The sequence below is a fragment of the Alteromonas sp. ABH2_165 genome (genome assembly GCF_056159945.1).
On the sequence record NZ_JBSWWF010000010.1, the window covers coordinates 83,811 to 106,610 of the forward strand.

At 46.8% G+C, this 22,800-nt stretch carries 16 protein-coding genes; 9 read left to right on the forward strand and 7 right to left on the reverse strand.

From position 1 onward, the window contains the following. Positions 1-535: 535 nt before the first annotated feature. Together ACXAFQ_RS18470 and ACXAFQ_RS18475 are read left to right on the forward strand one after the other, a co-directional pair. Positions 536-1,561: a sensor histidine kinase gene (locus ACXAFQ_RS18470; protein WP_474824871.1), complete on the forward strand. Its 1,026-nt coding sequence runs from the start codon at positions 536-538 to the stop codon at positions 1,559-1,561. A 192-nt stretch (positions 1,562-1,753) separates the two neighbouring features. Continuing rightward, complete coding sequence (locus tag ACXAFQ_RS18475; RefSeq protein ID WP_474824872.1) at positions 1,754-3,334, forward strand: methyl-accepting chemotaxis protein; 1,581 nt, start codon at positions 1,754-1,756, stop codon at positions 3,332-3,334. 49 nt (positions 3,335-3,383) lie between these two features. Here the strand turns inward: ACXAFQ_RS18475 and ACXAFQ_RS18480 are convergent, their stop codons facing one another. Continuing rightward, the gene (locus tag ACXAFQ_RS18480) at positions 3,384-3,677 is read right to left on the reverse strand and encodes a YebG family protein (RefSeq protein WP_474824873.1); all 294 of its coding nucleotides are present in this window, start codon (positions 3,675-3,677) and stop codon (positions 3,384-3,386) included. Positions 3,678-3,777: 100 nt separating this feature from the next. On the opposite strand from ACXAFQ_RS18480, the gene ACXAFQ_RS18485 reads away from it, so the two are divergent. From ACXAFQ_RS18485 to ACXAFQ_RS18495, 3 genes are all read left to right on the forward strand, one after another. Continuing rightward, a complete protein-coding gene (locus tag ACXAFQ_RS18485) occupies positions 3,778-4,194 on the forward strand; it encodes a S24 family peptidase (RefSeq protein WP_474824874.1) in 417 nt (138 codons plus the stop codon). After that, complete coding sequence (locus tag ACXAFQ_RS18490; RefSeq protein WP_474824875.1) at positions 4,182-5,438, forward strand: Y-family DNA polymerase; 1,257 nt, start codon at positions 4,182-4,184, stop codon at positions 5,436-5,438. Before ACXAFQ_RS18485 ends, ACXAFQ_RS18490 begins: the two co-directional genes overlap by 13 nt. Before the next feature lie 104 nt (positions 5,439-5,542). Beyond that, positions 5,543-6,049 (forward strand): HAD family hydrolase, encoded by a 507-nt coding sequence (locus ACXAFQ_RS18495; protein ID WP_474824876.1) that lies wholly within the window; start codon positions 5,543-5,545, stop codon positions 6,047-6,049. Here the strand turns inward: ACXAFQ_RS18495 and ACXAFQ_RS18500 are convergent. Continuing rightward, entirely contained in the window at positions 6,046-6,213 is a 168-nt protein-coding gene (locus tag ACXAFQ_RS18500) for a hypothetical protein (protein WP_474824877.1), read from the reverse strand. The genes ACXAFQ_RS18495 and ACXAFQ_RS18500 overlap by 4 nt on opposite strands. A 253-nt stretch (positions 6,214-6,466) precedes the next feature. Here ACXAFQ_RS18500 and ACXAFQ_RS18505 point away from each other — a divergent pair, with 253 nt between their 5' ends. From ACXAFQ_RS18505 to ACXAFQ_RS18515, 3 genes are all read left to right on the forward strand, one after another. Continuing rightward, positions 6,467-10,243 carry a hybrid sensor histidine kinase/response regulator transcription factor gene (locus tag ACXAFQ_RS18505; protein ID WP_474824878.1) on the forward strand — a complete coding sequence of 1,259 codons (3,777 nt, stop codon included), beginning with the start codon at positions 6,467-6,469 and terminating at the stop codon, positions 10,241-10,243. A gap of 215 nt (positions 10,244-10,458) precedes the next feature. Then, on the forward strand, positions 10,459-11,745 hold the full coding sequence (locus tag ACXAFQ_RS18510; RefSeq protein ID WP_474824879.1) for an ammonium transporter: 1,287 nt from the start codon (positions 10,459-10,461) through the stop codon (positions 11,743-11,745). Between the two features lie 162 nt (positions 11,746-11,907). Then, positions 11,908-12,651, forward strand: coding sequence for a sugar-binding protein (locus ACXAFQ_RS18515; RefSeq protein WP_474824880.1), 744 nt, complete (start codon positions 11,908-11,910; stop codon positions 12,649-12,651). Positions 12,652-12,708: 57 nt separating this feature from the next. Here ACXAFQ_RS18515 and ACXAFQ_RS18520 read toward each other — a convergent pair whose 3' ends face one another. The 4 genes from ACXAFQ_RS18520 to ACXAFQ_RS18535 all read right to left on the reverse strand — a co-directional run bounded on the left by ACXAFQ_RS18520 (position 12,709) and on the right by ACXAFQ_RS18535 (position 19,096). Next, positions 12,709-13,392 (reverse strand): chemotaxis protein CheB, encoded by a 684-nt coding sequence (locus ACXAFQ_RS18520; protein WP_474824881.1) that lies wholly within the window; start codon positions 13,390-13,392, stop codon positions 12,709-12,711. Further along, positions 13,364-17,044 carry a chemotaxis protein CheB gene (locus tag ACXAFQ_RS18525; RefSeq protein ID WP_474824882.1) on the reverse strand — a complete coding sequence of 1,227 codons (3,681 nt, stop codon included), beginning with the start codon at positions 17,042-17,044 and terminating at the stop codon, positions 13,364-13,366. The genes ACXAFQ_RS18520 and ACXAFQ_RS18525 overlap by 29 nt, the downstream gene beginning before the upstream one ends. 152 nt (positions 17,045-17,196) lie before the next feature. Next, entirely contained in the window at positions 17,197-18,363 is a 1,167-nt protein-coding gene (locus ACXAFQ_RS18530) for a flagellar assembly protein T N-terminal domain-containing protein (protein WP_474824883.1), read from the reverse strand. Between the two features lie 4 nt (positions 18,364-18,367). After that, positions 18,368-19,096: a flagellar basal body L-ring protein FlgH gene (locus ACXAFQ_RS18535; protein ID WP_474824884.1), complete on the reverse strand. Its 729-nt coding sequence runs from the start codon at positions 19,094-19,096 to the stop codon at positions 18,368-18,370. 203 nt (positions 19,097-19,299) lie between these two features. Between ACXAFQ_RS18535 and ACXAFQ_RS18540 the strand changes: the two genes are divergently transcribed. Then, on the forward strand, positions 19,300-20,121 hold the full coding sequence (locus tag ACXAFQ_RS18540; RefSeq protein WP_474824885.1) for a hypothetical protein: 822 nt from the start codon (positions 19,300-19,302) through the stop codon (positions 20,119-20,121). Positions 20,122-20,160: 39 nt separating this feature from the next. On the opposite strand, the gene ACXAFQ_RS18545 is transcribed toward ACXAFQ_RS18540, so the two are convergent. Then, a complete protein-coding gene (locus ACXAFQ_RS18545; RefSeq protein WP_474824886.1) occupies positions 20,161-22,383 on the reverse strand; it encodes an ATPase, T2SS/T4P/T4SS family in 2,223 nt (740 codons plus the stop codon). Between the last annotated feature and the right edge of the window lie 417 nt (positions 22,384-22,800).

A 22,800-nucleotide genomic window follows, 5' to 3' on the forward strand; every position in this document is an offset into this window, starting at 1 on the left:
TATAAATACGAAAAAGATCCGATCTGATCTGCATTTTAGCTTGCATTTTCCTGACTTTTCCGAAACAGCGATCCACAAACAGTTTGACAATTTCCACAGGCACAACTTTTGTTGTATTTGCCAAAGGCTATAGTTACTTCATCTACTATTTATATCTGCTGAATTGATCGACACCTTGCCATATAGGGTCTTGACGGCTGTTGAATGGCTTCACTATGCGGCTTGCAGAGCGATTTAGTCCACCTCATCAACGCTATGTATACAAACAATGCACAAAGTTATCCACAGGTTGTTGGCGATCATTTACTCTGATCCGGATCGCAATAAAAGCGTGATCAATTCGCGGCCAGCACACATGTTTGTAGACGATGAAATTAGACTGGCTCGATTGGAAAAGTGGGGCGTATGTTGTAATTTGTGCTAGAAGTAGTAGATGGTTTGACAATCTTGTGCTGCGCCTGGCTGTGTTCAGGACGTCCGTTGTCTTATCCAATTGTAACGGCCGCACAAAGTCGCGCGGCTGCCGGAGAGTGATGTGAGTTCAGAAATCAGTAAACTTCAACAGCAAATAGCAGTATTGCAGCGCAAGCTGAGTCGAGAACAACTTGCCCGAGTGGCAGCAGAAGACATGCTAAACAACTACTCTCGGGATGCTTACCTGGCCAATCAGAATTTGCGTAAAGCCCTCAGTGAAACACGCGCAATTTATCAACACTTACTCACTCACTTGCCCGAAGAAAAAGCGGCGAAGCTAGATACTGCTTCAAAAGCTGATTTTCATGACGCAGGTATGGTAGACCGCATGACTCTTCTCAGTCAGCTTGCAGCGGGTATTGCTCACGAAATCAATAACCCCATCGGCTTTATTAAGAGTAACTGTGAGATTCAGGGCCACATGCTTAGAGATGTGTTCGAAGCTTGGGATGAACTCAAAAGCGAGATAGTTCGGTCGGACTCTGAATTGAAAGACCTCCCTCATGATCTTGAGCTGAAATACATGCTACAGGACGTGCGTGAAATGTTAGACGACATTCAGCAGTCCTCCCTTGAGGGAGCGAGTCGTATTGCTGAGATAGTATCGTCGCTGCAAATATTTTCCTCGCCAGTCACCGTTGAAAAACGTTGGGAAGAAATTGACGATTTATTGCAATATTGCGTTGAAGACATTATTCATAAATTACCAGCGTCGATTAGCCTTGAGATGATGCCCACCCTCACACATGAAGGCATTGAAGTTAACCGTAAGCAAATTAAGCGTGTTATAGAATCGCTGATTGAAAATTCCGCAGATGCTTGTGGCAAGAAAGGTGCAATTACGGTGGTCACCGCCATTATGCCGGGAGCACTGAAAATCTATATTAAGGATAACGGTGAAGGTATAAAGCCTGAACACAAACCACTCATTTTTACTCCTTTCTTTACAACCAAGCCACCCGGTGGTGGTACTGGACTCGGCCTGTCTGTAGCGCAAGCTTTGATGGAGTCGCATACCGGTTGGATCAACATAGACAGCACTGAAGGTGTTGGTACCACGGTGACGCTAAACTTCCCACTTAGCTGAGCGTTTTTCTGGGGCTCACATCAGTGTGGCCATAGATAATTATAAATTCTGCAATTTCAATCACTTGTATGCCCTTTATAATCAGGAACAGATTTTTTTATCGGGTCAATTACTCATTAGTTGTAATTTGCACTAAGGTTTACTTAACGATATTTAATCTATCTTGAAAAAATAGGGATATGATTCAGAAATATGCGAAATAATCAGCCGGTTACTCAAAAGCTTTATTCGATTCCCAAACAGTACCGCCTTATCTCGTCTACGGATAAGCGAGGGATTATTACTCACTGCAATGATGAATTTGTTGAGGTGAGTGGCTTTGAGCGCGATGAACTCATTGGGAAAAACCACAATCTTGTTAGACACCCCGATATGCCGCCTGGTGTTTTCAGGGAAATGTGGGAGACATTGTCTGCCGGCAAGATCTGGATGGGATTAGTGAAGAACCGCCGCAAAAATGGCGACCACTATTGGGTATCTGCGTTCGTAACGCCGGTATTTGAAAGCGGAGCTATTGTTGGCTATGAGTCGGTACGGGTACCAGCCTCGCAGAATGAGATAGACCGAGCGGAATTTCGTTATGCCCGCTTGCGCAAAGACCAGTCTAGTACGTCGATGGGTGAACTTATTGTTCACTGTATCAAGTCGAATCTGCCTTTTGTTATTGTTGGAGCGACGACAGTTTGCGGGCTGTTAATGGTTTCCGGACTGCTCCCCGCGTTAGTGGGGCTAATTGGATTCGTGCTCTGCGCCCTATGGATGGCACATCAAAATAAGCAGGATTGGCTAAGTATCATTTCACTTTCGCCGGAGAGTTATTCGAACCCATTGGTTGCGCAAACCTATTTTGCTGATTACGGAAACAAAGCCAGAGCTAAACTCATTTTGGGCTGTGAACTCGCGCGAAGCCGCACTGCATTGGCACGCATTGAGGATGCAGCAGGTGGTTTGGACGTGATAGCCAACACAACTCATGAACAGGCAGAAATCACCAGTACGGCTGTAGTACAGCAAAACGAGGCTACGCAGAATATTGCTTCAGCAGTTAATCAGATGTCACAAGCCATTCAAAGCGTGTCTGAACGGGTGGATATGAACGCAGACAGTGCGCGCTCGGCATCAAAAAATGTGGAAGAAGGAAATCGCAAAGCAGACGATGCGTTAAACGCGATTATGTCGCTGAAACAGGCAGTGGGTTCTATCTCAAAAACGGTACAGGAACTTGCGCAGTCAACCAATGACATTGGTGAAGCGGCCAGCTTGATATCTACCATCGCAGAACAAACGAATTTGCTGGCGCTCAATGCTGCCATTGAAGCTGCTCGTGCCGGCGAGCAAGGGCGGGGATTTGCCGTAGTGGCCGACGAAGTTCGTTCTCTGGCTTCGAAAACACGGGAGTCCACCGACAAAATTCATAATATCATACATGTCCTGGCTGAACGCTCTGAAAGGGCCGTTAGGGTTTCTAACGACGGTATGGAGTCTGCAGAGCAAGGTGCGAATATCGTAGAAGATACCCGCAAAACCCTGTCTGAAATTAACTCTGCCGTGAGCGTTATTGCCGATCAAACCTTTGAAATGGCGTCAGCGGTGGAAGAGCAAAGTTCGGTGGCCGAGCATATTAATCAGCAAATTGTGGAGATTGCTGATGGCGCTAAAGACACCCAGCGGGCTTCAGAGTCTTCGCTGGATGCTAGCCAAAAACTTCGCAATACCGTTACCGAGGTGTATTCAGTCATTACCCGGTTTGCGAGCAAAAGTAATATTGTTTGACTCGACATACCCACGCCTATCGCTGCGCGCTGGCGTTAGTTACAGGCCGTTAGCTTTTGCTATTGGCCTGTAGCTTTACCACTTCAGCGGATTCGCTTTCCAGTACATCATCGGCAGAAGCGCCTTTAAGCAGCTTTGTTAGCGCATCTTTATTTTTTGCCAGCATGACTGACAAATCTTCAATCACTTCTTCATCTAGCTTAATGCCTTTCGCGCCTATGTAGGTGGCGATATTGTCGGCGGCATCCAGCATCTTATCGTACTGATCGGCTTCCTTTTTATCTGTAGTCACCAGTTTCTCTACCCCTTTATGCGAAACAACATATTGCACTGTAATAGCCATGATGGTTCTCCGAAAGTCTGCGCGTTGTGAAATTTAATTGTTACTCGATTCGTAATTACTGTATAAATAAACAGTATCAAGAGCAACTATTTTTTGACCTATGCTGAGAATTATTCCTGTTGTCGCACAAGCCGGTATTACCGGATTCGAATCGCCCGCGGCGGAGTACAGAGAGCTCGGGCTGGATCTCGACGCCCTGCTTATCGATCATCCCACGGCCACCTTTATCGGTCAGGCCCAGGGCGATTCTATGACGGGGGTGGGCATTTTTGACGGTGATCTGCTTATTGTCGATCGCTCGGCTGCGCCCACATCGTTAGATGTAGTGGTGGCAAACCTTAACGGTGTTTTCGTGTGCAAGCTGTTCGACCGTAAATCCATGGTGCTGATTTCACCGGGTAAAAGCCATAATCCTTATGTACTGAGCGAGGGGGACGTGTTTGAGGAAGAGGGCATTGTGGTGCGCTCTGTGCGCATGCACCGCTATACCAGGATGCTGCGCCAATGTTTGCGTTAGTCGATGCCAACGGATTTTACGCCTCAGCCGAAAAGGTGTTCGACCCATCCATACGTAATAAGCCTGTTGTGGTGCTTACCAATAACGATGGCTGTATTTGCGCGCTGTGCGATATTGCCAAACAACTTGGCGTGAAAAAGTTCGGGCCCTATTACAAAGTACAGAAGTTTCTTGAAAAACACGGTGCAGTCGTGCGGTCATCCAACTATGAACTGTACGACTATTTGTCTAATCGCATGATGGCGGTGGTTGCCGGTTTTGCGCCTTATCAGCATGTGTATTCCATTGATGAGTGCTTCCTGTATTTCGATAACTGGCAGCCGCAAGAAGGCTGGTATGCCTATGGCGAACGTATTCGTAAAGCCGTGTGGGAGCAGCTGCGCCTACCTGTAGGCGTGGGCTTTGGCCTTACGCCAACGCTGGCGAAAGCCGCCAGTCATGCGGGTAAACGATTAGGCGACAAGTCCGGTATTGCAGTGCTGGCCAATCGCACAGCCATTCAAAGCACACTGCAACAAATGACACCGCAAGATGTGTGGGGAATAGGGCGGCGTATTGGCGAAAAGCTGGAACAGTCTGGCATGCAGACAGCGTGGGATTTTGCCTGCGCCGATGCAAAATCCATTCGTAAGCGCTTTTCCGTGGAAATTGAGCGCACGATAAGAGAACTGAATGGCACCCGCTGTATGGAGTGGGAAGAATACCGGCCCAAGAAAAAGCAGATTTACGCCACCCGCGCATTCGGACAACCCGTTGCCGATATTCAAAGCCTTAGACAGGCATTGTGTTGGCATGCCGAGCGGGTAGCCGAAAAGCTTAGGCGGCAAAACAGTAGCGTAAAAACACTGACCCTGTTTGCGCATGCCAACCCGTTTGCTGCCAGTGGGCATTATCACAAGGCCGTTCAGCACCAGTTCGCCTGCGCCACCGCAGATTCCCGCCAACTGGTAGCCACCGCCAGCAAAGCCGCTGATACACTGTATTGCGCTGGTGTACAGTTTCATAAGTGTGGCGTGGGCGCGATAGAAGTACAAGACGACGATGTTAAGCAGCCCGACCTGTTCGACGAGAACCCCACTAACAATAAACTTATGGCTTGTATGGATGCCATAAATGCGCGTTATGGCAGCAGTACCATTGGCGTGGCGGCAAAAGGGAAAAATCAGCAGTGGCGCATGAAACGGGCGTACCTGTCGCCGCGTTATACCACCAACTGGCAGCACATTCCTCAGTGCAAGTGCTAGTACAACTCGGTCAAGAGCAGGTTTACCTAAGTTTAATAGAGATGGCTGAATTCAAAGGTATACTCAGAGTTTGAATTGATAAACCAGAGGCAGGAGTGAATGGAATGCTGAACCTTGAAGGCATAAAAGGTGTGATCTTTGACTTAGACGGCACGCTGGTGGAATCGTCTCTGGATTTCACCGCCATGCGCAAAACCATTGGCTGCCCGCAAGATGAAGACATTCTTACCTTCATTGATAACCTGCCCGATAGCGAGCAGCAAAAAGCCGCGCATCAGGTGATTCTAGACCACGAACTCGCCGACGCCAGAGAGGCCCGCTGGCTAGACAACGGCAAAGCGATGGTAGAAGCCGTTCAAAAGGCCAACCTGCCCATGGCCATAGTAACTCGTAATTGCCGCCAAGCCTCAGACATAAAAATTACCAACAACAATATACCCATCACTAATGTGCTTACCCGGGAATGCGCCCCCGCTAAACCCGATCCCACCGCACTATTAATGATTGCCGAACAATGGCAAATAGCCCCCGCACACTGTTTGTATGTGGGGGACTATATTTACGACCAGCTTGCTGCAGAAAATGCAGGGATGAGTTGGGTTTTGGTTTAGTTTTTTGGCGTTGGCTCTAACGGAAGCTTGGGGGGCTTTTTAGGAATTATATAGTCAACCAAAAATAAACTAGAATTTGCAGAAGCCATGCCACCGTGAACCAAATTTAATACAGACTCATCTGTAATAACATGCATCTTGTTTTTTCTTTCTAACTTTTTCATTGAATTTTTTCCCTATTGTGTAATTAATAATAAAGTTCGCATGTAACTCGCCGAATACATTATTACTAGACACTCTTCTTCGCTTGTTCATCTAAGACGTGAGGTATTTAACTTGGGCGCTTTCAGAGCTTTTGTCCTAATTTTTTTGTTGCTTGTCCCGCTGTGCAAAATCGCAAAGGCGACTGATTCACGACGCGACTATTCAAACAATCGCTCATCACAACAAGTTGGAAGTCCTTCTTCGGTCCTAGTCTTGAACGATGCGATTTGGATTGGAGGGGAAAACGGTTTACTAAATATACGAGATAACACGAAGATAGAATTTGATTTAAATGGAAGCGAGGAGGAGTCGAATTGGGTTACTGATCTCAATCGTCTCGACAAAAATCACATATTAATAAGCGTTTTTGGTAATGCAATTTTCGTACTAAATATTGAATCGCTAGAAGTAGAAAAAATCAAGACTGGAGAGCTGACTAGAAAGGGGTTTTGGAAAGCATCTGTTGGCTCAGAGGTGTTCGCCGTCAGCACACTCAATGACATTTATGTATTTGAAAAAGCGAATAGGAATTTTGACTTTAGCTTTGTTGAAAAAGGCATCAAGGTTGGTAGTCGAGTTGTAGATCTAGTTGTCGATAGTGCTGATGAAAAAATTTGGTGGATTGATTCAGAGCAAGGTTTATATAGCTATTCACTAAGAACTGAAAAATGGGGGCCCGTCGAGCTAGGTGTTGAAGGTGAGTTTGAGTATTTTAGTTTAAAGCAGAGCGATGGCGCGCTTTTCATTGGTACGGATAGTGGACTGATAATACTAGACGTAAGTACACAAGAGAGCAGACTCATTACACAGCGAGTGGACACACCTAACAATGTTCAGCCCGTTCGCACAGTGTTGCAAAGCAAAGATGGAACCATATGGGTTGCAGCGGAAACCCTTTACACCCTCGATGTAGAATCCCAAAAGTTTGTCACAAACGGTTTTCTCAACTCTTCTCTTAACGAAGAAAGTCTTCTTATCATCACAGATATGGACGAAGATCAGCATGGAAATATCTTTGCTACTGACACTGTTGATGGATTAGTTGCATTTTCGAATCTAACTTCGGCTACCGAAATAATTGGGGATATTCCAGTAGATAAGAAGTTTATTCAGTTAGGAGCGACAAAAAGTCCCTCACGAATAATCGTCGAGTATTCTGATTTTGTTAAGGTTATTAATAGCTCTCCTGATAAAGAAAACACTATGGACGTAGATTTAAAACCTTTTTATACCACGTCTGAGATTTTATTTTTAAATCGTAATTTTGAAGTCTATCGAGATGGTGAAACAGAAGAGTTGAAGTCACTGGAAATGAGTGATGATGCAAAAACTAAAGTTTTTTTTGATTCAATCGTCAGAGTGTACGATTTAAATGGTAGAGCGATATTTCTGATTAATAGAAAGGACAAACTAGTTCTAGTCGATGGCACACAGGGAAATGAACAGATATTTCCCTACGAAATATCAAACAGCTACCTCAAAGACGATGGGGCGCTTCTGGTAACTGTCGATGCCGTCGGATTATTCGAGATAGATTCAGATGGGCGAATATTTAAATACGCTCTCGACGTCGATCATTCTTACCATGTTTTTAGCTCAATATACGCTGATAATAATGTAATTGCAGTCGGCACGTCGGGTAGTGGAGCTTTTATCATTTCCGAAGAAACTAAAGAACTAGAGAAAGTACATTCTGAGCCACGTTTTGTGAGGGGCATCAGCGGAATAGATGAATATTGGTTGATAGCTTCTAACCATGGGGCGTATGCCATAGGAAAAGAGCATGAAGAAAAGATCTTAATTGGCGCGGGCTTCGGCGTTTCTGATAGTGATTTTGAGTTTGGTGGGCTTGCTGCTTCAGAAGAGCATGTGATTTTAAAAGGTGACAGGAGTTTATATCGCCTGAAAAGGCCTGAACTTGACCATATTTTAGGTAACCTGAGTACAGCCGAACATATTATCCCTTTATCTTCCATTGAAGTGTCTTCTAATGGAGCCGAGCACTGGAGAGAACTGTCACCCTCTGGGTCTGTGCGTCAGGAAGAATCTGACCTGCACATAAAACTTCCGTCAGTAAATTATATGGATAGGTCTATAGTTTCCTATCAGTATCGTTCAGGCAATAGTGAATGGAAACAGCTCGAACCAGAAGACTGGGTAATCGAACTGGCTGAACTTGAAATAGGCAATCATTCGCTGGAAATTCGGATGATTGATTCGCGCAGCTATATTGAACAGCCTGTTACCAAGATAAATATAATAATTATCCCACCATGGTGGCGTACTTGGCAGGCGATGATTGGATATATCATTGCGCTGATGGCTTTGAGCTACCTGGGGTATCGCAATTACCTTCATCGTGTCAGCGAGCAGGGGGAGATGCTATCCAAGCTGGTGGATGAGAAACATACCGCATTAGAAAACAGCGGCGAATTTCTAAATCATGTTTTGGGGCAAAGGCAGCGAATTATGGCCAATTTGTCTCACGAAATCCGCACACCTCTTGCTCTAGTGGTTGGCCCGATAAGCCAAATTATGAAATCCCCCGCTGATGCTGAAGTGCCTGAACTACTTGATACGGCAAATCGCAACGCGCTGCGTATTCAGGTGTTGGTCGATCAGATGCTTGAGCTGGAAAAGCTCGATTATATGCGCAGTCGACCTAAACAGCTTTACGACCTTGACCACGATATCCCCAAAATTACCTACGACCTGAAGCCATTTGCAGCAGCGAAAGAGCAGACATTGTCAGTCAAGTGTTCTACCGGAAAATCAATTCTGCTGTATGAGGATTCCCTCGAAAAAATACTAAGTAACTTAGTTTCTAATGCGGTGAAATATACCCACGTGGGGGGCAATATCACGGTTAAGATCAGTGAGCGTTCGATGCAATTACTCATTGAGGTTAGCGATAATGGGCAAGGTATTCCCGATGATATGAAAGGGAAAATTTTCGAGCGTTACGCGCAACTGGATAAAAGTAAAGATGGGGTGGGTGTCGGTCTTGCACTGGTCAAAGAATTGGTAAACGTTAACGACGGCCATATTAAGCTCAAGTCATCGTTGGATGAAGGCACTAGCGTAAGCATTTGGTTGCCCCTGATTAATACAGAATATCAGCAGAGTGAGGAAAATTCTGTTGTCGCCGCTAATGAGCCAGAGCGTCCAGACTACGATGTCATGTTAACGCCGCCGTTGGAAGACAAGCTCATTTTGATTGTCGACGACAACGATGAGTTGCGTCACTACCTGCATAAACAAGTTAGAAGCCATTATCATTGCTTGGTCGCAGGATCAGGCAGACAAGCGTTAGAAATTGCATCTCGCATGCGACCCGATCTCATCGTCACAGATTATAAAATGCCGGGTATGGATGGGCTGGAATTAATTGTGAAGGTAAGAGAGCAGTTTGACGAGCTTCGCATACCAGTCATCGTCATGTCGGCATTTGGCGACCCTAAGAGTATCCGCGATGCGCTTTCAGCCGGCGCTGATAGCTACTTAACGAAGCCCGTGGAATCTGAGCTGCTCCTGTTACGAATCAGAAACGTACTTGAAAGACAGCAGATCCAAATCGTCGAGGTGAGTACAGAAAATTCAGATAATGAAGCGCCAAGCCTACCTGATTTTGTTGATGAAAAAGATCAAAACTTCTACTTCAAATTCGTCAACATCTTAGAAAGTAAATACACAGAAGAAAGTTTTAACAGGGCAGCCATGGCCAGCGAAATGGCGGTGAGTGAAAGACAGCTTTCCCGTAAACTTCGAGCAATATTTGATAAAACGTTTAACGAACTGCTGAAAGAATTCCGCCTGGATCAGGCAAAACAGATGCTGGCAGAAGGTATGCAGGTTACACAAGTAGGATTAGAAGTGGGATTCTCTTCACCTTCTCAGTTCAGTCGTGTATTTCGTGATGTGCTCGACATGACCCCCACACAATATCAGCAGGAAAACGCAAAGCCTGTGCGAAGGACAAGCCAACTTTAAGCATTTCCACTAATTTATACTTTTTACTAATACGTCTCCCCCCGGTATATTTGGTAAAAAGTGCGTCTCGCAACAATAAAACCAACAAGCGCGACCGGAAGGCATGAATAGCAGGGCAAAGACCATTGCAGCATGCGGCCTACAATACGGACATAAAAAGACGCCACCACGGCGCAAATAAATCCAAACTCATTTAGTACAATCAGGACATCATTATGCGTAACTGGCTTTTAGCTGTTGCTTTACTCTTGCCGTACCCGGCGTTTGCTCAGGCGTCTGCCGACACCGGCGATACTGCCTGGATCCTCACTTCCACCGCACTGGTATTGTTTATGACCTTACCGGGCCTGTCATTTTTCTATGCCGGCCTAGTGCGCAGTAAAAACGTGCTTTCGGTGCTGATGCAGTGCTTCGCTATTGCCTGTGGTGCGTCGCTCATCTGGCTGATTGCCGGTTACAGCCTTGCGTTTGGTGAAGGGAATAGCTTCATCGGCGATTTCTCGAAAATGTTCTTAGATGGGGTGGGCAAAGACACCCTTTCCGGCACCATTCCCGAAGTCTTGTTCTTCATGTTCCAGCTTACCTTCGCGGTTATTACGCCTGCGCTGATGGTGGGCGGTTTCGCTGAAAGAATGAAGTTCTCCTCTGTATTGATTTTCGCCCTGGTGTGGTTGGTACTGGTGTATCTTCCGGTGTGTCACTGGGTGTGGGGCGGCGGCTGGCTTGCGCAGATGGGCCTGCTGGACTTCGCTGGCGGTACGGTAGTGCATATCACTGCAGGTGTGGGCGCACTGGTGGCTGCGCTGGTTGTAGGTAACCGTTTGGGTTACGGCAGCGCCAACCTTATTCCGCACAACCTCACTATGACGGTAGCCGGTGCCGGTATGCTGTGGGTAGGCTGGTTTGGCTTTAATGGTGGTAGTGCTGTAGCGGCTAATGGCGATGCGGCTATGGCTATGCTGGTCACGCATATCAGTGCGGCAGCCGGTTCACTGGCGTGGATGACCATTGAATGGAAAAAATACGGCAAGCCATCGGTACTGGGCATTGTTACCGGCATGGTAGCTGGCTTGGGTACCATTACCCCAGCATCTGGCTATGTGGGCCCAGCGGCTGGTTTGGTGATTGGTTTGCTTGCGGGTGTGGTGTGCTTCTACTGCACAAACCTTATCAAACAGAAGTGGAAAATCGACGACTCATTAGACGTATTTCCCGTACACGGTGTTGGCGGTATTTTGGGGACTTTCCTGGCCGGTGTTTTCTGTTCACCCGATCTTGGCTTATTCAGCGGCTACGGCTTTGGTGGTGATAACACCTCTATCAGCGAGCAGCTAACAGTGCAATTGATCGGCATTGTTGCGGTATTCGCCTATACGGCCGTGGTGTCCTGGCTGCTATTAAAAGTCGTATCAGTGCTTACAAATGGTTTACGAGTGAGCGAAGAAGTCGAGCAAAAAGGTTTGGATATTTCCAGCCACGAAGAGCGTGGTTACAACCTGTAATACGCAATCTGCCGCCCGGGTTCTCTGGGCGGCAATCACGTTCTTTCATCACATCAACCTTTTATCTACAGCACGATAGCAGTTCACATTCCAACCTCAGTGTGTAAAAATCATGTGAAATGTTACCGATAACGTTAACGCTTTCTTGTTCAAGGAATACTTATGAAAACGAATTTGTTTGCCCTGTCTGCATTAAGCTTGAGTCTACTGTCACCTGCGGCGTTGGCCATGGATGCAAGCTTTGCAAAAGACGGCGTAGTGGTTAACGGGGCAGCCGATGATGCTGTGTGGGAAACTTCACAGTGGTACCCGCTAGAGCATTTGATGGTGGGCACTATGCCCTCCAAAGAGGATTTTTCTGGCCGTTTTAAACTGGCATGGGATGAAGGTAAGCTATATTTGTTGGTGGAAATGCTCGATGACGTGTTGATAGATACACATCCTGATCCCAAAGATAAGTACTGGGACGATGATGCTCTGGAAGTCTTTATCGATGAAGATGCGTCTGGCGGCAATCATCAGTACAGTTACAATGCGTTTGCTTATCATATTGCATTAGACGGCAATGCAGCAGACTTCGGCGACAAAGGCGATAACGACGGCGTGGTGTTGTTAAACGACCACGTGACGAGTGTGTTACATCGCGCAGAAGCAGCGCCGTATACCATTACCTGGGAAGTGGCTATCGACATTTACGACGATTCCTTTACCACGGCGAAACCGGGTAAACCTGTTACGCTTAGCGAAGGCAAAGTAATGGGGTTCATGTTGGCTTACTGTGATAACGACGGTAGTCAAGAACGCGAACATTTCGTCGGCTCACACGAAATCACGCCAGTAGATGGCAGTAAAAATTTGGGTTATATCGATGCGTCGGTATTTGGAAAAATCACCTTGAAAAAATAGTCCTGAATGACAGGATATGCATTCGCATCCTGCGAATACAACAAGGCCGCCAGAAGTTTACTTCAGGCGGCTTTTTAGTTGTTGGGCAACAACGGCAGATTCCTCGGCCACCGTTTTCTGAACATCAGAAAATGGGTGCTGCGCCAGTTCGCACATCAGTGCAGGAATATCATTCAGCGGCAACACGTGTGACGGGTGGTCGTTGAGCACGGCATTTAGTGGCAAGTAAGGCGCGTAAGCGTCTTCCGGTGATTGTGCCACGGTGATGCCACCCTGTGCAGATGTTTCCCGCAGGCCAGCAACACCATCATCAAGGTTCCCAGTAAGCAGAATACAGATAGCCCGTTCAGTGTATTCTTTTGCCGCCGACTTAAACAAAAAGTCGATAGACGGACGCCAGTAAGAGAAGTCAGGCTCTTCATAAAAGCGGATGCGATTGTCCTCTACGCCAATGTGCAGGTTGTCTGGGGGCAGGTAAATGTGACCACCGCGAACGACCTCACCGTCTTGTGCATTTTTCACGGTAAGCTGGGTTTTCGCCTGAAATACCATTTGCATATCGCCGCCTTTCTTGTCGCTGTCTTTAATTCGGTGCAGCAATAAAAAGACAGGGGCAGGAAAATCATCGGGTAGTTTTTCCACCAGAGAGATAAACGCTTTTACACCGCCAAGAGAGGCACCGATAAAATAAACCGGGCCTGGCTCAGGGTACCTAATCTTCGTTTTTGGTGTTTCTTCCATTCAGGTATCTTAAAAGAATTTCATGTAAGTTGGTTATTTCTACGGGCTTAGGCAGAAAATCGCTCATACCGGCTTTTAGGCAGCGTGCAATTATGTCTTGATGAACGTGGGCCGAGACTGCGATTACGTCTGTTTTGCTCGCAATATCGGGTTTCTCTGTAGTCAGCACTTCAAAGAATTCGAAGCCATCCATGACGTCCATTTGCAAGTCTAGTAAAATGACATCGTAGTGCTGCTTCTCTACCTGTTCTAACGCTTGCTTACCGTTTTCAGCCACATCGTAGGTCAGGCCGAGTTCTTCCAGATACGTAGTAAGAATAAAGACGTTAGCATCGTTATCTTCCACAACTAAAACGCGGCTATTGTCGGCGGTGGCTAACTTACTAATTTGCTTGTCAGACTGGGGGCGTTTTTCCATAACAGCTTTGGGCGTTTGCAATGGCAGTGTAATAGTAAAGGTAGTACCCGCGTTCTCTTTACTGGAAACAGAGATCGTACCGGCCATCAGCGCCACTAACTCTTTAACAATCGACAGACCTAATCCTGACCCGCCAAAGCGTCGCGCAATACTGGAATTCGCCTGGGTAAATTTCTCGAAAATCTGCTGCAGGTTTTCTTCTGACATACCGATGCCAGTATCAGTAACTTTGACCAGCAGGCGATATACACCACTATCCCAATGTCCACTAAGAGACACTTTGACACTTCCCGACTCGGTAAATTTAATCGCATTGGAAAGCAGGTTGGTGACAATTTGTTGTATTCGCAACGGATCGCCGATAAATGCATCGGGTAGATCTTCACTGAAGTTCGCTGAGATTTTGCGGTCTTCTCTTTCGTTATCAACTGCGTAAAGCTCAATTAAGTCTTCAACTAAATCTTTCGGAGAAAACTCCGTGTGTTCAAGAGATAGTTGGCCCGATTCCAACTTGGCAAAATCGAGCAGATCATTGAGCAAATCTTTTAGTTTGCGGGTAGCGTTGTCGAGGATCTTAAGTAATTGCTCTCGCTTCGAATCGTCGTCAACGCTAAGGCCGAACACCTCGTTCACACCGACAATTGCATTTAGCGGGGTGCGAATTTCATGACTGACATTGGCCAGGAACTCCGTTTTTGCCAGGTTAGCACGTTGCGCCTGTTCACGTTTTTCGTTGAGTTCGTGTTGATGATTAACCAGCACGGTGTTATCAATAAAGCTAAAAATAGCGCCTTCAACTTTGTTGTTAGTTGAAAAGTAAGGAGTAACCTGAAGGCTGTAGTATACGTTTTCGCCTTCCAGAGGAACGGTTAACTCTTTACCGGAATCAGTTACGCCATCGACTAAATCACGCACTTTAATGCCGTCGAACCGCTCGCGGATGCGCTCGTTAAAATTGTCCAAATCGGAATTTAACTTAAACGTTGCTTTGGCAGCTTGGTTGGCTCGTACAACCGTGTAGTTGCTATCAAGATAAACCAACGGGAAAGCCAGAGAGTTTTTAATGTTGACCAACTCATTGGTCACTTGCTCAAGCGACGTGGTTTTGTCGTTGAGCTGGTCGTTCATTGTTACCAGTTCTTCATTGGTAGATTGGAGTTCTTCATTCGTGGTTTCCAGTTCTTCATTGGAAGATTGCAACTCTTCATTCGACGATTGCAGCTCTTCGTTCATCGACTGCAATTCTTCGTTTGATGTTTCGAGTTCTTCCACCACGGTTTGAATATGCTCACGAGCCATGGATAGCTCGTCTTCAAGCTCTTTTATCCGCGCAGCACTCTCGTCAAGAATAACCGCATCCGATTCATTGATAGCTTCAGCTGAGCGTTCGAAACAGACCAGCAGAAACTTTTCATCCTGCTCTTCAATCTGAACCGGCAGCACCTTCATTTTAACCTGATACTTCTTGCCATCAATCGTCATGCGGCGCAGTTGACTTTCAGACTGCTTTTTCGTGCGGGTGACTTTGTAAACCAGTGGTCGAATTTCGTGTCTGAACATTTCCAGCACGATTTCACTCAGGTTAAACGACGGCTTTCCTTTCGGAAACTTGATGTAGTTGGTGCTATTGCCATAAGTATGTTCTACATCCAGGTTATCGTTTATCAGAATGCAGGCATCGCCAAGCTGTTCTACCAGGGCGTCGGGTAGTTGCGGTGGTTGGCTGGTATCCGTAGTTCTTGCCGGCATTTCAGTTAGTCTAACCGACGCCTTTCCACTTAAATGAAAGCGTTGCGGGTTATAGGAAGACACGCTTCGTTTTTGAAAAATCTTTTCCTGTGAATTAACAGCACGGAAAATATCCGTAACCTGAGAGGTACTTTCAGATTTGCCCAGAAATAAGTGTCCACGGTCTCGCAAGGAGTAGTGGAATATACGATACACTTTTTTCTGCAATTCCTGATCGAAGTAGATAAGCAGGTTGCGGCAGGTAATGAGGTCGATACGCAGGAACGGTGGATCGTCAATGATATTGTGACCGGAGAACAAGATAATACGCTTGATCTCATCAATCACTTCATACGCATTGCCTTTCTTGCGAAAGTACTTCTCTTTGAACTGCTGCGGTACATCTGCCATGGATGCTTCGCTATAAATACCGCGGCGAGCAACGGTGAGCGCATCGGTGTCTACGTCAGATGCGAAAATCTGATGCTCTTCGCTGCTCAGTTTCTCCACGCCACCGAGAGCCTCACACAGCATAATCGCTAAACTGTAGGCTTCTTCACCGGTTGCGCAGCCTACCACCCACAATCGAATAGGATCGCCATTACTCTTACTGTCTTTAATCGACTCCAGCACTGGCGCAAGTTGGCTGAAAGTATTGGGGTCGCGGAAGAAGTTAGTAACGGAAATCAGAATATCTTTGTACAGCAGGCGCACCTCTTCGCTATCGTCACGAATCAAATCGACGTACTCTGAGAAGCTGTCGACCTTCCGCGCCAGCATTCTACGTTCGATGCGTCGTTGCAATGTGGCTTTTTTATAATGCTTGAAAGACACACCACATTGCTTTCTGACAATACTAATGAGTTCGAGAAATTTATCCTGAACCCCTTCACCTTCGATTTTGATTTGCAAATCTCGGGGCAGTTTTGTGCTGAGGTCGTGAAGATGAACGCCGATATCTGACGGATTCAGTACAAAATCAACGCAATCGGTGTCTAGTGCTGCGCGCGGCATGCCATCGTATCCGGCAGAGGTAGGATCTTGTGCGTAAGTTACGCCACCTGACGCTCTGATCACTTTAATTCCGTGTGCGCCATCAGAACCGGTTCCAGATAATACAACACCGATGGCATGTTCCCGCTTTTCTTCAGCAAGTGACACAAATAAGGTGTTAACGGAAGGCTTCGCAAAGTTGGCGGAATCCAACTCAGAGAGATAAATCTTTTTCCCTTTAACCCGAACATCATACTTTGGTGGCGTGATGTAAATCGTGTTCGGTTGCGCCTCAATACCATTGGTAATGGTTTGCACTTTCAGGCGTGTTTCTCGCTGAACCAACTCAGTAAGCTTACTTTCATGTTTAGGTGAGAGGTGCTGTGCCACAATGTAAATCATATTTGCATCGTTTGGCAGCTGCTCACAGAGGGTTTGGATAGGTTCGAGTCCGCCCGCAGAAGCACCGATCCCCACCCAGTAATAAGCTTGTTCAGCAGAACTTGTAGTCATCTAAATGTCATATTCAACAAGAAAATATGAATCTAATACTATCATTTAGTCTAACGAGATCCATCATTAACGACCGAGTGCATGACAAACTGCTGACTCACTTTTTTGCTAGGCATTCATACAAAAAATGATATCGAAGATTCTGTATTTGATTATCGATGTGGCGTAACTAAATCATACAGATCGGCAATCGTGCTGTTTACCTTCTGACTGGTTTCGAGAACAGCACCATGTGCATTGACTGCGCTTACACTAAACAGCACATTCTCTAGCGGGTACTGGATTGTTAGTCCAGTGGTATTGGTGCGACTGAGCGTACGAGTTTTCAGTAATGCAAAGGTGTCGCCTACTGCCACGCCGTCGGCAGCCCCCATACCTATCACCAGGTTATCTTCAAGTTTGTCTGCAACTTGCGTAACCGAAGGCTCACACGTAATGATATTGGCGATATCCGTTACTGCCGCATTTACCGTATTCAACACAATTCTGCCGTAGTCCTTGCGCCAGAACAGGCTGTTGTTGGTATCTACTTGTTGGCCTTCAGGGTAATTCCAGTCGGCTTCTGAATGGTAGCTCTCCTGGAAAAGCAGTGAGCTTCGATAAGCATCCACCACATACACGTCTAGGGTGAAGTTTCTTCTGAGCGCGCTTTCGTCGTCATCCGTTATATCAAACTGCTCGAACAAGCTGATATCACGTATATAACCGAAGACAACAAACTGACGACCCTGGGTTTGTGCAAGATAGGAGGCTTTATCATAAATGATTTGTGGAGTCAGAGAGTTGAACGCCGCTCTTGAAGCAAACGCTTTATCCAGTAGTTGCACGTTCATAGCCTGTTGCTGCCGCAGTAATTGCTGCTCGAAGCGCTTGCTGATTTGGTTGCCAAAGTCGTAAATATCGCCGTACGCTGCCTGCCGGGGTCGCAAAAGCTGAAGTTGGGTAACCAATACCGAGCGATGATATTTATCGCTTTCACAAGAGAATAGTGGCGTGATGTTTACTCTAACTACCACATGCAATGTGCCGTCAGCTATTGTCTCATCAATAATTTCTACCCGCTGTATACGACCCGTAGAGTGAATTTCAGCTTTGCTGCTTACCAGTAGTCCGTTAAGCACCACATCTTCTGCGGTGATCACACTGCCAGATTTAAACGAGGCATCAGCAATAGCATTTTTTATCGCAACTAACCTAACGTCATCTAATGGTGCATCTTTTACCATCAGAGAGGCTTCTCCCTGTACCCATTCGGCGCGGGAAATAAACGACATAGCAGAGAGAACAAAAAGTATGGCTAAAGGAAAACCACGAAACATAAGATTACCCGAAAATGGAGAAGAGTTTGCTAAGCAAGCTGCGCTTCTGATTATCTTGAAGCTCCCCTTTTCCGCTGTACTCAATTAATGCGTTCCCGACTTTGGCGGAACTGACGGTATTGTTTACATCAATATCGCGAATCCTTACTTCGCCGGAAAAGCGAATGAATTCCTTACCCTGATTCATCGTGATCCACTTTTCACCGGCCACCACCAGATTATCGTTAGGCAACATCTCAACCACATAAACGGTAATTTGTCCTTCCAGCGAATTCGACTGGCTGGTATTGGCTGAGCTGTTAAATTCGCCACTTTGCTGGTGGTCCATGTTCAAGTCATCATCGCTGATGTGTATCGGGCCGGCATTCACGGTTAGCGGTTGAATCTGAAAACGGGTGTTTTTGTCTTCGTTGTAATCGACTGATTTCTGGGATGAAGTCTGCTCATCGAGAGAGATCAGGATCATGTCTCCTACACTGAAATTGTGATGCAGTTCATACAAACCCGCTGCATGAGCGGGGTCGAAGAGCGAACCGGTAGGTACGCTTACCACTGAAACTTTCTCGCTGCGGGGCGGACGAAAGGCCGCCTCACCCGGAGAAGCCTCTCGCTCGCGGGTATCGACAGAGCGTTGCGATACATTTGGATTCGTTGGGCTACTTGCAATAACTTGCGCTTCTTCCGAAGGCGTTTGGCTGCATGCCGCAATGTGTAAAGAAATGAAAAGAATCAAAATTTGGCATCGTAATTTCATAGCTGCGTCGCTCGGTGTCAGATTTCTGACAATAAATATCGTTAATTATAGGGAGAAAGTGCCGCCGTCCTTTGCGAACCCGAATTGAATACTAACTGAGGTTTTGGCTTTCAGCACTGCTGTAGCTTATTGATTTTCAGTACCTTTACAGAGTTTACAATGCCCGCTGGGTAGGGGGATTTATGCAAATTTTAGAGACGATGAGCGGTTACTTCACGAACACCGTTGATGTGGGCGACACTGTGGACAGTACCCAATCGACGCGTGATTCAACACTGATCACTGCGACGGAGACGGCAGATGGTTTTACGGCAATGTTATCTACCCTTACGTTGGGAGATACCAATACCAGTGCGCAGTCAGACGAACTGGTCTCTGGCATTCAATCGGCGTTTATGCGTTCTTTGGGTCTCGGTGGGGGCGCTGATGAAGCGCTGAACTTACTGACTTCTGATGAAGGCTTAGCCAAACTTCAGGGCTCTCTTTTGTCAGTGCTGAAAACCGATTTACTTAAGTCAGCGGTTTCTGCTTCGTCGGGTGATGCACAAGGCGTGACTGAAGAGGTGGTTGAAACGGAATCGGCAGACAGCGAAAACATGGCGTCATCTGACTGGGCCACCTTTGTAGATAGCGCGTTTGGTGAAGATGGTGTCGACTGGAATGATGGATTCGATGCCGTTAATCTGCTGCATCATATTCCCTTGGTGTCCGACTTTTATCAGAATGTGTCTTCGAGTCATATTAGTGCCGCATCCGATTTAGCAGGTAGCTTTCTGTACGGCGGCCCTGCAGGGTTGGCTTATTCGGCGGTGAATCTGGGTGTAAAGGAAATGACCGGAGATTCCATCACAAATCATTTATGGTCGGCTGGCCATGACTGGTTGTTCAGCGAAGAAACCACAGGGACAGATGAGAGTGTGACAGAAGGTGTGGTTGGTGAACACGGTGAGGCAGTAGCGCAGTCGGCATACCAGTTCGCGAAGCGGAAATTCGATGCAGATTAAGCGGCAACAACGTGCCGCTTCTGCATAACTTGGGTAACGTTATTCCGCACCACTGACAATTTGCACTTGCGCGAGATCGGTATCGCCCTTGATCACTTTATAAATAGCATCCTGAACCAGTGTACGCATGCCGTCTTTCATCGCCTGATCTTTCATGTCAGATACACTGCCTTCTTTATATACCAGACTGCGTAGTTCCGGTGTCATGCCCAGTAGTTCGTGTACACCGGTCCGGCCGCGATAACCTGTACCACCACAATCATCGCAGCCCTCCGCTTTGTGCAGCATAAGCGGCGTTGGAAGGTTCAGTTCTGTAAGGTAGTCTTCACCATATTGACGTTTGATAAACGCCACGTCGCTCTCTGATGCTGGGTACTCTTTCTTACAGCTCTTACACAATGTGCGAATTAGTCGCTGCGCTAGAATACCCACACAAGCATCTGAGAAGTTTACCGGGTCCAGACCTAAATCCAGCAGACGGGTGATGGTTTCTGGTGCAGAGTTGGTGTGCAGAGTCGATAACACAAGGTGACCAGTAAGTGACGCTTCGATACCGGCATGTGCGGTTTCTTTGTCACGCATTTCACCAATGAGGATGATGTCCGGGTCGGCCCGCAGGAACGCCCGTAGTGCCGCCGCGAAGGTAAAACCAATCTTCGGACTTACCTGCACCTGCTGTAAACCGGCCTGAGTAATTTCCACCGGGTCTTCGGCAGTCCAGATTTTCTTCTCCGGCGTGTTCAGATAGCCCAATACCGCGTGGAGCGTGGTGGTTTTACCTGAACCGGTAGGTCCTACAACCAATAGAATGCCGTGAGGCTTACGAATCATACTTTCAAGGCGCTGCATGTTCGATGGCGCAAGGTTCATTTTATCGATGGGCATAGCACCACCGGAAGCCAGGATTCGCATTACTACGCCTTCACCAGCAACGGTAGGAATGGTGGCAACCCGCACTTCAACGAGCTGACCATTCATGCGGAATGACAGCTTACCGTCTTGTGGCACCCGTTTTTCTGCAATATTCAGGTTCGATAGAATTTTAATACGAGCGATTACCGCACTGTGGTGAGATTGCGGAATTTGACTCATATCTCGACACACGCCATCCACACGCATTCTCACGCGGGTAGGGCCCCCTTTTTCGGGGTCAATGTGGATATCCGACGCGTTTAGCCGCTTTGCATCGTGCAGAACCCGGCTCACCAGACGCACCACGGCTGGCGCGTCGTCAGACATTTCATCAACCTGGTCGTCACTGTCTTCATCGCCGGCACTGATCTCGTCGAGAATCTCGCTCATCTCGCCGGGGGCGCCACCGCCGCTACCTTCGCCAAGGTATTGCATAACTTGATTAGGCAACGCGACGGCGATTTCGTAGGTATCTATACCCAGCGCACTCTCTATTTCCATAAGCAGCGCAGCGTTGTTCGGCTCTGCCATTAATACAGTTGGGCGTTCGTGCGCATCGGCAATCACGGCAACAAGATTACGCTTCAGATAAGAGAGGTTTAACTTACTGTTGTTTTGATACAGGTGATACTTTTCCGGCAGGTACGGAATATAAGGGACCTGATAATGCACAGAAAGCGTATTACCGAGATCATTCTCGCGGATGCTGTGTTCAGACATCAATCGCTGCACGAGAGCACGGTGATCGTTGGCGCTTTCTATTAACTCTGCCAGCGCTGTGGATGAAATTAGGTTTTTATGCAGCAACAGGTCGAAGGGGTTGTTAGTACCACCTAGCTCATATCGAAACTTATTTCCCAGCAGTTCCGTGAGGTTTTGAGCGACGGTGAGGTCGGTATCGTTGAACGGTCCTGTTTCCTTATTAATAAGCTGCATAACGCCAAGCAGAACGCCGGCATTCAAAATGGGCACACACAGAATATTATTGGTACGGAAATTTGTGCTCTTATCGAATTTGTCGGCGAAACGAAGACGGGGATGAATACTGGCTAATTCTTCAGTGTCGTAAGGGTTAGCAACGATCACAGGTCGTTGAGCAAGCGCGACATAACCTGCAATGGACATTGGCGAAATGGGAACCTTAATTTCCTGTGTGGCCTTTCCAGTTTTAAAGCGAGCAACCAAATCCTGGTGTTGCCGACGACGCATAAAAATACTCATACGCTGCGTATCGAACAAATCAAGAATGATGGATTCAATTTCGCTATAGGCATCAAGTAAGGAAGAGTGCTTCTCAAGGATGCTGTTGATTTTATCAAATGCCAACTGCTGACTACTGTTTCCGAGCATAAATAAAGGTTCTATTATTAAGACAAACCGACAATACGAGACATACCGGGCGAAAAAACGTGGTAGTGCCCGAAACTAATGCATTTCACAATACCCCTTTATGGTTAAACCAGCAACTGACCGACGAGGCAGAAACTGCGATTTACCTGATACCGACAATGACTTACGTATAAATAACGCAGTACAACCTACCCACTGAATAAAAATAGATCAATTTTTACAATTCGTGGTTGCTTTGATTCATTAGTTCTGTATAATTCGCGCCCACTTGCCATGTACAACTTGTACAAAAGGCATGGTTTCGGCCGCAGCTACACTGCTTTTAGGGTAGATGCCGAAGCTACAACACCAGTAAACCGGTAACGTAGCGGGCGTGTCAGAAACAAAGAACAAGATTCCAATTGGGAATCACTGGTT

Bases quoted from the DNA above. Each gene is read 5' to 3' on its own strand.
- ACXAFQ_RS18530 (WP_474824883.1), bottom strand. From the start codon at position 18,363: ATGTTTCGTGGTTTTCCTTTAGCCATACTTTTTGTTCTCTCTGCTATG.
- ACXAFQ_RS18545 (WP_474824886.1), bottom strand. From the start codon at position 22,383: ATGCTCGGAAACAGTAGTCAGCAGTTGGCATTTGATAAAATCAACAGC.
- ACXAFQ_RS18490 (WP_474824875.1), top strand. From the start codon at position 4,182: ATGTTTGCGTTAGTCGATGCCAACGGATTTTACGCCTCAGCCGAAAAG.
- ACXAFQ_RS18520 (WP_474824881.1), bottom strand. From the start codon at position 13,392: ATGGAAGAAACACCAAAAACGAAGATTAGGTACCCTGAGCCAGGCCCG.
- ACXAFQ_RS18525 (WP_474824882.1), bottom strand. From the start codon at position 17,044: ATGACTACAAGTTCTGCTGAACAAGCTTATTACTGGGTGGGGATCGGT.
- ACXAFQ_RS18515 (WP_474824880.1), top strand. From the start codon at position 11,908: ATGAAAACGAATTTGTTTGCCCTGTCTGCATTAAGCTTGAGTCTACTG.
- ACXAFQ_RS18495 (WP_474824876.1), top strand. From the start codon at position 5,543: ATGCTGAACCTTGAAGGCATAAAAGGTGTGATCTTTGACTTAGACGGC.
- ACXAFQ_RS18500 (WP_474824877.1), bottom strand. From the start codon at position 6,213: ATGAAAAAGTTAGAAAGAAAAAACAAGATGCATGTTATTACAGATGAG.
- ACXAFQ_RS18485 (WP_474824874.1), top strand. From the start codon at position 3,778: ATGCTGAGAATTATTCCTGTTGTCGCACAAGCCGGTATTACCGGATTC.
- ACXAFQ_RS18540 (WP_474824885.1), top strand. From the start codon at position 19,300: ATGCAAATTTTAGAGACGATGAGCGGTTACTTCACGAACACCGTTGAT.
- ACXAFQ_RS18475 (WP_474824872.1), top strand. From the start codon at position 1,754: ATGCGAAATAATCAGCCGGTTACTCAAAAGCTTTATTCGATTCCCAAA.
- ACXAFQ_RS18480 (WP_474824873.1), bottom strand. From the start codon at position 3,677: ATGGCTATTACAGTGCAATATGTTGTTTCGCATAAAGGGGTAGAGAAA.
- ACXAFQ_RS18510 (WP_474824879.1), top strand. From the start codon at position 10,459: ATGCGTAACTGGCTTTTAGCTGTTGCTTTACTCTTGCCGTACCCGGCG.